The sequence below is a fragment of the Streptomyces sp. NPDC046727 genome (assembly GCF_040645635.1).
Classification (GTDB): Bacteria; Actinomycetota; Actinomycetes; order Streptomycetales; family Streptomycetaceae; genus Streptomyces.
On record NZ_JBEYYR010000003.1, the window covers coordinates 81,869 to 94,810 of the forward strand.

The following is a 12,942-nucleotide window of genomic DNA, read 5'->3' on the forward strand; positions in this document are numbered from 1 at the left end:
CCGGGCGCGGGGGGCCCCCCCCCGGCCCCCCCCGCGCGCGGGGTCCTCGCCGCCGCGGGGGCGGGGCGGCCTTGCCCACCCCGCCCCCCCTTCCGCATGGGTTCAGCTCTCGCGTCGCACCGACAGCAGTTCCTCCAGCTGTTCCTCGCGGGCCTGTGCGGCCACGAAGAGCAGTTCGTCGCCCGGCTCCAGGGAGTCCTCCTTGGAGGGGGTCAGCACCCGGGTGCCGCGGATGATCGTGACCAGGGAGGTGTCCTGCGGCCACTCCACGTCCCCGACCTGGGTGCCGGCCAGCGCCGACTCCTCGGGAAGGGTCAGCTCGACCAGGTTGGCGTCGCCGTGGCTGAAGCGCAGCAGCCGGACCAGGTCGCCGACGCTCACCGCCTCCTCGACCAGGGCGGACATCAGGCGCGGGGTGGAGACAGCGACGTCGACGCCCCAGGCCTCGTTGAACAGCCACTCGTTCTTGGGGTTGTTCACCCGGGCCACGACGCGCGGAACGCCGTACTCCGTCTTGGCGAGCAGCGAGACGACCAGGTTCACCTTGTCGTCGCCGGTCGCGGCGATCACGACGTTGCAGCGCTGCAGCGCCGCCTCGTCCAGGGAGGTGATCTCACAGGCGTCGGCGAGCAGCCACTCCGCCTGCGGGACGCGCTCGACCGAGATGGCGGTCGGCGCCTTGTCGATCAGCAGGACCTCGTGGCCGTTCTCCAGCAGCTCGCCCGCGATCGAGCGGCCGACTGCACCGGCCCCGGCAATGGCGACCCTCATCAGTGACCGCCCTCCTCTTCCGGGCCACCGGCGAACGCCGCCTCGACCTTGTCCACGTCGTCCGTCCGCATCATCACGTGCACGAGGTCGCCCTCCTGCAGCACCGTCTGCGAGGTCGGCAGGATCGCCTCGCCCAGACGGGTCAGGAACGCCACCCGGACGCCCGTCTCCTCCTGGAGGTTGCTGATCTTGTGGCCGACCCACTTCGGGGAGGCGTGCACCTCGGCGAGCTGCACCCCGCCGGTGGGGTCGCGCCACAGCGGCTCGGCCCCGGAGGGCAGCAGGCGGCGCAGCATCTGGTCGGCGGTCCAGCGGACCGTGGCCACGGTGGGGATGCCCAGGCGCTGGTAGACCTCGGCGCGGCGGGGGTCGTAGATGCGGGCGGCGACGTTCTCCACACCGAACATCTCGCGGGCCACGCGCGCCGAGATGATGTTGGAGTTGTCACCGCTGGAGACGGCGGCGAAGGCGCCGGCCTCCTCGATGCCCGCCTCGCGCAGGGTGTCCTGGTCGTAGCCGACCCCGGTGACCCGGCGGCCCCCGAATCCCGGGCCCAGCCGGCGGAAGGCGGTGGGGTCCTGGTCGATCACGGCGACCGTGTGCCCCTGTTGTTCCAGGGTCTGGGCGAGAGTGGAACCCACTCTTCCGCAGCCCATGATGACGATGTGCACGACCGTCCTTCCGGTGTCCAAAAGTTACTGCTCAGCATCAGGGTCTCAGACCGACGCCCAAAGCTACACACGGGCGCCGCGCGCTGGGCACCCCCGTGCCCGGGACGGCCGGACCCGCCGGCGAGTGATGCTGCGCACGCTGCACAGGGTCAGGATTCCGAGGCCGGTCAGGGCGAGCAACGCCCCGATCAGCACCGCGGTCGCGGGCATGGGACCTCCGAAGTGCGATGACAGGCGGGGTTTGCCATCTAGGCACGGAGGGCACACCAACCACGGATTCCGCAGTTCCGTGCGCCCCCGATTTCACTCGTGAGGCAGATAGAGCACGCCGGGTGGGCGGGTGCCAGTTCGAAGGCTTACGATCCTCTCTCGTGTCCAAACTGACCGACGTGCCCAAACGGATCCTGATCGGGCGCGCACTGCGCAGTGACCGGCTGGGCGAAACGCTCCTGCCGAAGCGCATCGCACTCCCCGTCTTCGCCTCCGACCCGCTGTCCTCCGTCGCCTACGCGCCGGGGGAGGTCCTGCTGGTCCTGTCCATCGCGGGTGTGTCGGCGTACCACTTCAGCCCCTGGATCGCCGTCGCGGTCGTCGTGCTGATGTTCACCGTGGTCGCCTCCTACCGGCAGAACGTGCACGCGTACCCGAGCGGCGGCGGCGACTACGAGGTCGCCACCACCAACCTCGGCCCCAGGGCCGGCCTCACCGTGGCCAGCGCCCTGCTCGTGGACTACGTCCTGACCGTCGCCGTCTCCATCTCCTCCGGCATCGAGAACCTCGGCTCCGCGATCCCCTTCGTGGTCGAGCACAAGGTGCTCTGCGCGGTCGTCGTGATCGTGCTGCTGACCCTGATGAACCTGCGGGGCGTCAAGGAGTCGGGCAAGCTCTTCGCCATCCCGACCTACGTCTTCGTCGGCGGCGTCTTCATCATGATCGTGTGGGGCGCCTTCCGCGGGCTGGTCCTCGACGACACCATGCGGGCCCCCACGGCCGGCTACCACATCAAGGCCGAGCACCAGGGCCTCGCGGGCTTCGCGCTCGTCTTCCTGCTGCTGCGCGCCTTCTCCTCCGGCTGTGCGGCCCTCACCGGCGTCGAGGCGATCTCCAACGGCGTCCCGGCCTTCCGCAAGCCCAAGTCGAAGAACGCGGCGACCACGCTCGCGATGATGGGCCTGCTGGCCGTCACCATGTTCTGCGGCATCATCGCGCTCGCGATGGTGACCAAGGTGCGCATGGCCGAGCACCCGGCCACCGACCTGCTCCACAACGGCGTCCCGCTCGGCTCCGGCTACGTCCAGAACCCGGTGATCTCGCAGGTCGCCGAGGCGGTCTTCGGCAAGGGCAGCTTCCTGTTCGTCCTCCTCGCCGCCGCCACCGCCCTGGTCCTGTTCCTGGCCGCCAACACGGCGTACAACGGCTTCCCGCTGCTCGGCTCGATCCTCGCCCAGGACCGCTACCTGCCGCGCCAGCTGCACACCCGTGGCGACCGGCTCGCCTTCTCCAACGGCATCGTGCTGCTCGCCGGCGCGGCGACGCTGCTGGTGGTCATCTACGGCGCGGACTCGACCCGCCTGATCCAGCTGTACATCGTCGGCGTGTTCGTGTCCTTCACGCTCAGCCAGACCGGCATGGTCCGGCACTGGAACCGCCACCTGGCGGTCGAGAAGGACCCGGCCAAGCGCCGCCACATGGTCCGCTCCCGCGCGATCAACGCGTTCGGCGCCTTCTTCACCGGCCTGGTGCTCGTCGTCGTCCTGGTCACCAAGTTCACGCACGGCGCCTGGGTGGCCCTGCTCGGTATGTGCATCTTCTACGCGACGATGACCGCGATCCGGAAGCACTACGACCGGGTCGCCGAGGAGATCGCCGCGCCCGAGGGCCCCAGCGACGACATGGTCCGCCCCTCCCGCGTCCACTCGGTCGTCCTGATCTCGAAGATCCACCGCCCCACGCTGCGCGCCATGGCCTACGCCAAGCTGATGCGCTCGGACACCCTGGAGGCGCTGACCGTCAATGTCGACCCGATCGAGACGAAGGCGCTGCGCGACGAGTGGGAGCGGCGCGGGATCGACGTACCGCTGAAGGTCCTCGACTCCCCGTACCGCGAGATCACGCGGCCGATCATCGAGTACGTCAAGGGCCTCCGCAAGGAGTCCCCGCGCGACGCGGTCTCCGTGATCATCCCGGAGTACGTGGTCGGTCACTGGTACGAGCACCTGCTGCACAACCAGAGCGCCCTGCGCCTCAAGGGCCGTCTGCTGTTCACCCCCGGCGTGATGGTCACCTCCGTCCCCTACCAGCTGGCCTCCTCCGAGGCGGCCAAGCTGCGCGCCCGCAAGCGGCAGGAATGGAACGCGCCCGGCGCGGTCCGGCGCGGTCCGGCCGTGGAGCGGCCCAAGGAGCCGTCCGCCAAGGAGTGAGCCGAGGCGGGAAGGCCGTAGACTGGTGGGCTGTTGTCAGGCCCACCGGTGCCCGGCCACGCCCGTCTCTTCTCTTCGATCTCCCATCTCTTCTCTTCGATCTGGAGTCACCCCACCATGCAGGCAGAACCGACCAAGTCTCTGGTGGGCGAGGAGTACGAGGTCGAGATCGGCCCCGTCGCCCACGGCGGCCACTGCATCGCCCGTACGTCCGAGGGGCAGGTGCTGTTCGTCCGGCACGGCCTGCCCGGCGAGCGGGTGGTGGCCCGGGTGACGGAGGGCGAGGAGGGCGCCCGCTTCCTGCGCGCCGACGCGGTGGAGATCCTGGAGGCGTCCAAGGACCGCATCGAGGCGCCCTGCCCCTTCGCCGGGCCCGGCCGCTGCGGCGGCTGCGACTGGCAGCACGCCAAGCCGGGCGCCCAGCGCCGGCTGAAGGCCGAGGTCATCGCCGAGCAGCTGCAGCGGCTCGCCGGCCTCACCCCCGAGGAAGCGGGCTGGGACGGCACCGTGGTCCCGGCCGAGGGTGACAAGCTGCCCGCCGGCCAGGTCCCGCAGTGGCGCACCCGTGTCCAGTACGCCGTCGACGCCGAGGGCCACGCCGGCCTGCGCCGCCACCGCTCGCACGAGGTCGAGCGCATCGACCACTGCCTGATCGCGGCGGCGGGCGTCAGCGAGCTGGGCATCGAGAAGCGGGACTGGACCGGCATGGAATCGGTCGAGGCCATCGCGGCGACCGGCTCCCAGGACCGCCAGGTGATCCTCACCCCGCGCCCCGGCGCCCGCCTCCCCCTGGTCGAGCTGGACAAGCCGGTGTCGGTGATGCGCGTCGACGAGAAGGACGGCGGCGTGCACCGCGTCCACGGCCGTCCCTTCGTCCGCGAGCGCGCGGACGGCCGTACGCATCGGGTGGGCAGCGGCGGCTTCTGGCAGGTCCACCCGAAGGCCGCCGACACCCTCGTGACGGCCGTCATGCAGGGCCTGCTGCCCCGCAAGGGCGAGATGGCCCTGGACCTCTACTGCGGTGTCGGCCTCTTCGCCGGCGCCCTCGCCGACCGCCTCGGAGAGAAGGGCGCGGTCCTCGGCATCGAGTCCGGCAAGCGGGCGGTGGAGGACGCGCGGCACAACCTGGCCGACTTCCCCCGGGTCCGCATCGAGCAGGGCAAGGTCGAGTCGGTCCTGCCGCGCACCGGCATCACGGAGGTCGACCTGATCGTCCTCGACCCGCCCCGCGCGGGCGCCGGCCGCAAGACCGTCTCCCACCTCACCTCCCTGGGCGCCCGCCGCATCGCCTACGTCGCCTGCGACCCCGCCGCGCTGGCCCGCGACCTGGGGTACTTCCGGGACGGGGGGTACCGGGTGCGGATGCTCCGGGCGTTCGATCTGTTTCCCATGACGCATCATGTGGAGTGTGTCGCCATCCTCGAACCGGCCGCGAAGGACTCCTGACCTGCGGTTTTGTGCGTGCGCATTATGTGCAGTGTGGGCGTTACGGGCGATATCTTGACGCTGAAATGACGCTTGTGACGCTCATTTGACGCTCGTTCTGATGGGGTGTCAGGTGACGAGTAGTGCGTCGGTCCATCAGGATGCCGAAGGGCGGAGGGCTCCTTCTGCCAGAGCCCGCGGCTCTCGGGTGTGCCCCCGGCCCAAGCTCACTTCTCGGTGTTTCGAGAGTGCTCGCTCAGGAACTGAGGCTCTTGCGGCGGGCACGGAACGTGTACGTGGTGCCGTTCGCGTCCGTGTGGTAACCCCAGCCGCCAGTGACCGCCAGGTCCCAACCGTGTTGCTCTCTCATCTGCGCGGCGAAGGTGCGACGGTCCTTGACTGAACATCCGCAGGCGAGGCGTAGGTCAATGCTCACGTACTGGCTGCGGGGATTCTGCTCACCGTCCGCCAGGGTCCAGTGGACGTCGTGGACGTGGTCGGCAAGGCCGGTTCGCTCCTCGTCGTGGACGATGCCGTGTGCCCGCGCGAACTCGTCCAGGTCATCGATGGCGAAGAGGTCGCTTCGCCACTGTCCGGCCCAGACCGCGAAGAGGCGGGACGCTCCAGCGACTGCGCGTTGATGGGCGTCGGGTCCCGCGCCCTGGGTGACTCGGCCGTCCTCGTGGACTTCGATGTAGCACGTGGTGTCCAGCGTGTACGGGAAGTCCTTCCCAGCGGCGGCAGCGCTTCTCGGTTCCATGGCCCCCATCCCGCGGTGATCGTGAGGCCACGCTACGGCAGGGCGCGGGGCGGCGCTGCGGCCTTCCGGAGTTTTTCCAGCGGGCCGCCGTACGCCGCGGCGGCCTGGCGCGAATTAGGGCACGCGAAGGGCATAGAGGTCCGAAAAGGTTTAGATGAGCAACGAACTCCAGGCTGCTGACGTCGAGTTCCACGCTGTGACGGGTGACGAGAATCGAACTCGCGCTCTCAGCTTGGGAAGCGACGGCGCTTGGACGGGTGTTAGGTCTCTGACCTGGGCATACGTCATCTCCTTGGGTGGTCGTGCGGGTCGGTTTGCGCCGCTGTTGACCGCTGCTTTCCGCTCTTAGGGGCACGCTATGGGGCACGCTGGCGGCTCGGAGACGCGGAGAGGTCGTCCGGGTGGCTGAAGAGCAGGCGACCGCCGGAAGTGAGAGCTGGCCGGAAGGGTGCCGTTGCAGGAGCACATGGAGGACGGTTCAGCGGCGGCCGAAGAGTTCGGGGCGGAGGTGGGTCGCGCAGACTGCCGCAACGCGGCCTGCTCCGACTGGAGACTGGCGAGACTGCCCTCATGCGGACGCGTCCGTATGTCGAGCGCCGCACGGCGCGTGCAATTCCGGCTCGACTTCAGTGCGGCAGGCGGCGACGCCGCAGCACGCGTCTGTCGAGGGCTTGACCGCGCGGACGATGGCAGAGTGCATGCCGTCGGCAACTGGGTGCGTCGGGGCGATCTCGATGTCCGTGAAGCCGGCGGCCTCCAGCCCAGCATGGTACTCGGCGAAGGAGAGGGCGCCGGCGATGCAGCCGACACAGCCCCCGCACTCGGTCCGCTGCTCGGGCGTGATGGTGTCCTCGGCGACGACGTCGCAGACGCCGATACGGTCGCCGGGCCTCAGGACGCGGAAGGTCTTCGCGGAGACTGCGGGCTTGTCGACGGACAGGTTGATCACGCAGTTCGAGATGACCACGTCGACGGTTTTCGCGGGTAGCGGGATCGCCTCGATGATGCCCTTGAGGGACTCGACGTTCGTCGCACCCGCCCTCGCCGCGTTGTCGAACGCCAGGGCAAGCATCTCCTCGGTCAGGGTCCAGGTTCTCGTCCTCCTCGACCGCTGTGGCCCGCAGCAGGCGGTGCCGCCCTCGGTGACCTTCACGGCAGCGGCGGTGTCTGACCGGGTGTGGTCTGCAGGCTGCTGGGGCGTACGACGTCCCGTGCGGTGGCCCAAGCCGTGTAGACGGGTCCGTGACGCCTAACCGGATAGGTGATCCGGATGTGTGTTACCGTCTCGATCAACCGGATGGACTATCCGATTTCCTGTCTGGGTGGAGGGGCTCATGACGAAGACAGCTGTGGTCACGGCGGGGACAGGGGGCATCGGCCTGGAGTCGGCGCTGGGTCTGGCCGCTGCCGGGTTCGCGGTCACCGTGGTGGGGCGCGACGCGGAACGGGGGGCCGGAGCGGTCAAGCGGATCAACGCGGCGGGTCCGGACGGCGCCGGCCAGTTCCTGTCCGCCGACCTCTCCTCACTCGACCAGGTGCGCGCGCTCGCCGACCGGATCGCCGCCGACCACGCCGCCTCGGGGGAACCGCTGACGGTGCTGGTCAACAACGTCGGAGCGATGTTCCCGCAGCACCGGACGCTGGGCGGCGTCGAGGCGTCCTTCGTCGTCAACCACCTCTCGCCGTACCTGCTGACCGAACTGCTGCTGCCCACCCTCACAGCCGGGGCGCCCAGCCGGATCGTGAACGTGACCTCGGGCGCGGTCGCCGTCGGCAAGCGGGTGTTCGACGCCGTCGAGCCGCCCGGCGGCTACTACGGCTTCCACTGGTACGGCCGCGCCAAGCTCGCCAACCTCGCCTACACCCTGGACCTGGCCGCCCGGCTGGCCGGCACGGGCGTATCGGTCTTCGCCGCCGACCCCGGAGGAGCCGCCACCGAGATGACCAACGGCACCCTGACCGACCCCAAGATCGTCTCCCCGCCGCTGCGGCTGCTGTGGCCGCTGGTACGCCGCAAGTTCGAGCGCTCCACGTCCGGCCCGGCGTCGGCGGCAGCCAGGCCCTCGATCGTCGCCGCCACCGACGATGCGTTGACCGGCCGGACCGGCCTGGTCATCGGCCCCCAGAGCCGCCCGGTCGCCCCGCTTCGCGCGGCGACCGACCGCCGCCTCGCCGAGGCTGTGCGCCGGCTCAGCGAAGCCCACGCACCCACGCCGACCGACGCAGACGCGTGAGCATTCGCCCTCAACGCCCGTAACGCCGACAGGCCGGCCACCGGTCACGCGGTCGCGTCGACGCCTCGCGCCCGCCCCCGAGACACGCCGCACCACCGCCGCCCCGATCCCCACCCGACCGAGGACATGACATGACCAACGCAGTCCCGACCGCCTATGCCCGCACCGTTCACGGCTCCGGCCCCGGCCTCCTCCTCGCCCATGGCGCCGGCGGCGGTATCGACGCCAACTTCGGACCGATCATGAAAGGGCTCGCCGCGCAGCACACCGTCGTCGGTGTCGACTACCCCGGCTCAGGACACACCCCCACCACGCCCACACCCCTGCAGCTGGACCTCATGGCGGACCAGCTCGTCGCCGCGGCGGACGCCGAAGGGCTCGACACGTTCGCCCTCTGCGGATACTCGCTCGGCGGCCCGGTCGCGATCCGAGCGGCCGTCCGCCACCCGCAGCGGGTCACCGCGCTCGTCCTGAGCGCGACCTTCGCCCGCGTGGACACCCGCACCGACCTGGCCGCCGCGATCTGGCACCAGCTCTACGTCACCGGACAGCACCTCCTGCTCGCCCAGTACCTGACCCAGCTGACCGTGAGCGCGCCGCTGCTGAACTCCCTCACTCCCACCCAGGTGCGCGCGGCCGCCGAGCAGACCGCTGCCGCCATCCCGCCCGGCACCGGCGCCCAGGTCGACCTGGTCCGCTGCACCGACGTCCGCGACGACCTCGCCGCGATCACCGCCCCGACCCTGGTCGTCGTCACCACCGCCGACACCCTGATACCGGCCGCCCTCCAGTACGACCTGGCCGCGGCCGTCCCCGGAGCGCAGACCGCCGAGCTTCCCACGGGACACCTGCCCTTCCTGGAGCAGCCGAACCACTGGCTGGAGATCATCACCGGCTTCCTCAGCAGGCAGCGCGACCAGCGCTGACAGCCCCGTGGGGGCGGGCTGCCCGGCCCGCCCCCACGGCGGGCGCGTCACCCGGAAACGCCCGCATATGATCGGACGGCAAGCCTGCCTCGAGATGAGCGACCTGGACTGTTCCCCCATGACGACCACACCGCTGCGCAAGGACGCCGCCCGCAACTGGGAGCGGATCGTCGCCGTCGCCCGCGACCTGGTCGATCAGGGCACCGCACTGCAGCTCAACGACGTCGCACGCCGGGCGGGGCTCGGCGTCGGCACGGTCTACCGGCACTTCGCCACTCCCGAGGCGCTACTGGAGACCGTTGCCACCCCTGGCCTGGAAGCCCTCGCCGAACGCGGCCGGCACGCCCTGGCCGACACCGACCACGGGCGCGCCCTGGAGGACTTCCTGTCCCGCATCGTCGAAGCACAGATCACCGATGCCGCCCTGCCCCCGGTCGCCGCCACGACCACGGACGCCCTTCCGCGCACCACGGAACTCAAGGAGTCGCTCCAGTCGACCGGGACCACGCTCCTCGAGCGGGCCCGCGACGCCGGGGCCGTCCGCCCCGACCTCGCCGCCACCGACCTCGTCCCACTCATGTGCGGCATCGCCCACGCCGTCACCGTCCACGGCGGCACCCTTGCGGACCGCCTCGAGACCGCACACCGCTACCTCGCCACCCTGCTCGGGGGCATGCGTACCGCCACGCCACCGAACACCTGAGCGGCCCGCCACCGCCCAGGGCGGGCCGACCGTCCCCGGCAGATCCGTACCCGTCGATCTCCCCGGCGACCGGGTGCCGACTCAACCGCCGGCGTCCCAGCGCGGCTGACGCTGCTACGTGCGAGTCAGCGTCACCCACCGCCCCGGGCCGACTATCCCCTCGGATGGTTGATGACCACCGCGAGAAACGGCTTGCCGCCGTGTGCTGTCCGGTCGAAGCGGTGCCGGCCGGCTGTCTGTGCGAGTCGCGTGGCCAGGGTGTGCAAGAGAAGCCCACCGGCTCGGTGAAACACCGGCCCTCGCTCCGGTGGTGACGGTCGTCCGGTGACTTCGGGCCGGCCGGCCAACTCGGCGGTGACAGCCGTGCCGTCCTTGTCCCGGCGGGCGTGAACGGTTCGAGCGTCACTTGTAACGTTCGACGCGCGCGCCGCACTGAGGGGTATGAGCCATGACGACCTGCGTGCGCTGTTCCTCAACTGCACGCTGAAGAAGAGCCCGGAGCGCAGTCATACACAGGGCCTGATCGACCTCAGCGCGCGCATCATGGAGAAGCAGGGCGTTCAGGTCGAGCACCTGCGGCCGATCGATCATGAGATCGCCACCGGGGTGTGGCCGGACATGACCGAGCACGGCTGGGAGCGCGACGCGTGGCCGTCGATCTACCAGCGGGTGATGGCCGCCGACATCCTCGTCATCGGCGGGCCGATCTGGCTGGGTGACAACAGCTCGGTCGCCAAGCTGGTCATCGAGCGCCTCTACGCCTGCTCGGGCCTGCTCAACGACGCCGGTCAGTACGCCTACTACGGGCGCGTGGGCGGCTGCCTGATCACCGGCAACGAGGACGGCGCCAAGCACTGCGCCATGAACGTCCTGTACAGCCTGCAGCACCTGGGATACACGATCCCGCCGCAGGCGGACGCGGGCTGGATCGGGGAGGCCGGGCCGGGCCCGTCCTGTCTCGATCCGGGTTCCGGCGGTCCCACCAACGACTTCACCAACAGGAACACCACGTTCATGACGTGGAACCTGTTGCACCTGGCCCGGCTGCTCAAGGACGCCGGTGGCATACCGGCGCACGGGAACCAGCGGTCGCAGTGGGACGCCGGGCGCCGGTTCGACTTCGAGAATCCCGAATACCGCTGAGCCCGAGTACCACCGACACCGCCAACACATCAACGAGAGGCCGAACATGACCGTCGAGTCCGTCGAGACCGCCCCCACCTGTGCCTACCCGGGCTGCACCCATGCGCCCGAGCCGCAGGCACCCGACGCGCAGGGGCCGGTGCCCCGCTACTGCGGGCACCCCGAGCACAACGCGCTCGGCGCGTTCAGGAAGTTCCGCGCCAAGCGGCAGCAGCGCAAGGAGGACAAGCGCGCGGCGGCCGAGGCCAAGAAGGCGGCCGAGGCGGCGGCGAAGGGGGCCGAGGCTCCGGTCGCCGGGCAGTCCTGGCACACCGTGTCCGGGCACGCGCCCGCTGCCGGTACGGCGGACGGTGCGCCTGGACACACGCCCGCCACGGAAGCGGTGCCCCAGTCGTCCGAGCAGACCCCGGGCGCCGAGGTGGTGACCCCCCAGCCCGGACACGTCCACGTCGCCGATGCGTCCGAGCAGGCGCCGGCGGCAGCCATGACCAGTGAGATGACGGCCATGACAGAGATGGCCATGGCCGACGGCGGCCACGACGCCCGGTCACGCGACGCCCTGGTCGCGCTCATCGAGCGACTCGCTTCCGAGCTACCTGCCTACATCGAGGAGTTGGCGATCATCACCGACTCCGCGGCGGCCGAGGCCCGGATCGAGACGGTCACCCGCGCCTCCGCGCAGCGCATCCTGGCCGCCGAAGAGCGCGCCGCGCTCGCCGAGGAGGCAGCGGACATGGCCGTCTGCGCGCTCGATGCCGCGCAGGAGAAGTTCGCCGAGGAGACCGCGGCGATCCGCGAGGAGACGGCCCGCCAGGTGGCGGACGCCGAATTCGTCCGGGCCGAGCTGGAGCGCTACCGCGAGCGGGTCGGCTTGCTGGAGGTCCGGCTCGACGCCGTCCGCGACGAGACCGACGCGTTGCGCCGCGAGAGGGCCGGGCACTCCACTGCAGAACAGGAGCGACCGCGCCCCGCCGAGCAGTGCTGAACGGTCGTCGGCCCGCGTGTTTTCGGTGTCCGGATCGCGGCCTCCACCGTGACGGCGGCGACCGCCGCCCTCGTCCCGGCCTCCGGCGCGCGGTCCGGGGGAGTTGGAAGGGCCCTCGCAGCTACGTGTTCGCAGGGTTCAGCTACGACGACCGGCGGGGCATCGACATCACCACCGCCGGAACCTATGGAGCCGTCGACTGGAGCTGGCGGTGACCCCGCCATCGGTCCGGCGTGAACACTCAACAGAAACGGAAATCCCTATGAGCCGAACCAAGCGCCCGGTCGTCTGGATCACCGCCGCCGCCGTCGTTGTCGTGGCGGCCGTCGGGCTCTACCTCTTCCAGCCCTGGCGGCTGTTCACCACGCACCGCGTGGATGAGGCGGCTCCCGTGGCCGACGTACAACAGGGAGCTGCTGCCGCGCCGTTGGCGTCCGGAAGCTTCATCTCCCACGAGCACGACACCAGCGGATCGGTGCAGATCCAGCCGCTTGCAGGCGGGAAAGCGAACCTGCGCCTGACGAACCTGCGTACCTCCGACGGCCCGGCCCTGCACGTCTGGCTCAGTGACCAGCCGGTCAAGCGGGACGGTGGCGGCAACCTCGACGACGGCAAGCACGTCGACCTCGGCAGCCTCAAGGGCAACGAGGGCAACCAGAACTACGCGATCCCGGCGGGCACCGACCTGAAGAAGTTCTCCACGGTGACGATCTGGTGTGAACGCTTCAGCGTGTCGTTCGGCGCGGCCGAGCTGAAGCAGAGCACCTGACGAACCACGTCGCGCGGCAAAGCCGTGGAGCGGGTGGCGACGCCACCCGCTCCACGGCTTTGCGGCTTCTGTCCGCCCCCGCGACCTAGGTGTATTGATCACGAGCGTTGTTAACAGCGTTGGGTCTTGACCATG

Annotated in this window: 12 protein-coding genes; 8 read left to right on the forward strand and 4 right to left on the reverse strand. The window is 70.4% G+C overall.

Annotated elements, in window-relative coordinates; translation table 11 throughout:
• Positions 1–102: 102 nt before the first annotated feature.
• Positions 103–771: a TrkA family potassium uptake protein gene (locus ABZ937_RS04460; RefSeq protein ID WP_030609167.1), complete on the reverse strand. Its 669-nt coding sequence runs from the start codon at positions 769–771 to the stop codon at positions 103–105.
• A complete protein-coding gene (locus ABZ937_RS04465) occupies positions 771–1,442 on the reverse strand; it encodes a TrkA family potassium uptake protein (RefSeq protein ID WP_361685568.1) in 672 nt (223 codons plus the stop codon). The genes ABZ937_RS04460 and ABZ937_RS04465 overlap by 1 nt, the downstream gene beginning before the upstream one ends.
• Positions 1,443–1,813: 371 nt before the next feature.
• On the opposite strand from ABZ937_RS04465, the gene ABZ937_RS04470 reads away from it, so the two are divergent.
• Positions 1,814–3,862 (forward strand): APC family permease, encoded by a 2,049-nt coding sequence (locus ABZ937_RS04470; protein WP_361685570.1) that lies wholly within the window; start codon positions 1,814–1,816, stop codon positions 3,860–3,862.
• A 117-nt stretch (positions 3,863–3,979) separates the two neighbouring features.
• A complete protein-coding gene (locus ABZ937_RS04475; protein ID WP_361685572.1) occupies positions 3,980–5,308 on the forward strand; it encodes a TRAM domain-containing protein in 1,329 nt (442 codons plus the stop codon).
• A gap of 235 nt (positions 5,309–5,543) precedes the next feature.
• Here the strand turns inward: ABZ937_RS04475 and ABZ937_RS04480 are convergent, their stop codons facing one another.
• Together ABZ937_RS04480 and ABZ937_RS04485 are read right to left on the reverse strand one after the other, a co-directional pair.
• Entirely contained in the window at positions 5,544–6,047 is a 504-nt protein-coding gene (locus ABZ937_RS04480; protein WP_361685574.1) for a hypothetical protein, read from the reverse strand.
• 568 nt (positions 6,048–6,615) lie between these two features.
• Complete coding sequence (locus ABZ937_RS04485) at positions 6,616–7,200, reverse strand: methyltransferase domain-containing protein (protein WP_361685576.1); 585 nt, start codon at positions 7,198–7,200, stop codon at positions 6,616–6,618.
• A gap of 181 nt (positions 7,201–7,381) precedes the next feature.
• On the opposite strand from ABZ937_RS04485, the gene ABZ937_RS04490 reads away from it, so the two are divergent.
• The 6 genes from ABZ937_RS04490 to ABZ937_RS04515 all read left to right on the forward strand — a co-directional run bounded on the left by ABZ937_RS04490 (position 7,382) and on the right by ABZ937_RS04515 (position 12,807).
• Complete coding sequence (locus tag ABZ937_RS04490) at positions 7,382–8,281, forward strand: SDR family NAD(P)-dependent oxidoreductase (protein ID WP_361685578.1); 900 nt, start codon at positions 7,382–7,384, stop codon at positions 8,279–8,281.
• A gap of 131 nt (positions 8,282–8,412) precedes the next feature.
• The gene (locus ABZ937_RS04495) at positions 8,413–9,207 is read left to right on the forward strand and encodes an alpha/beta fold hydrolase (protein ID WP_361685580.1); all 795 of its coding nucleotides are present in this window, start codon (positions 8,413–8,415) and stop codon (positions 9,205–9,207) included.
• Between the two features lie 118 nt (positions 9,208–9,325).
• On the forward strand, positions 9,326–9,910 hold the full coding sequence (locus ABZ937_RS04500) for a helix-turn-helix domain-containing protein (protein WP_361685581.1): 585 nt from the start codon (positions 9,326–9,328) through the stop codon (positions 9,908–9,910).
• A 441-nt stretch (positions 9,911–10,351) separates the two neighbouring features.
• Positions 10,352–11,053 (forward strand): flavodoxin family protein, encoded by a 702-nt coding sequence (locus tag ABZ937_RS04505; RefSeq protein ID WP_361685583.1) that lies wholly within the window; start codon positions 10,352–10,354, stop codon positions 11,051–11,053.
• A 46-nt stretch (positions 11,054–11,099) separates the two neighbouring features.
• Positions 11,100–12,038: a hypothetical protein gene (locus ABZ937_RS04510; protein WP_361685585.1), complete on the forward strand. Its 939-nt coding sequence runs from the start codon at positions 11,100–11,102 to the stop codon at positions 12,036–12,038.
• Between the two features lie 262 nt (positions 12,039–12,300).
• The gene (locus tag ABZ937_RS04515) at positions 12,301–12,807 is read left to right on the forward strand and encodes a DM13 domain-containing protein (RefSeq protein WP_361685587.1); all 507 of its coding nucleotides are present in this window, start codon (positions 12,301–12,303) and stop codon (positions 12,805–12,807) included.
• The last annotated feature ends 135 nt before the right edge of the window (positions 12,808–12,942 follow it).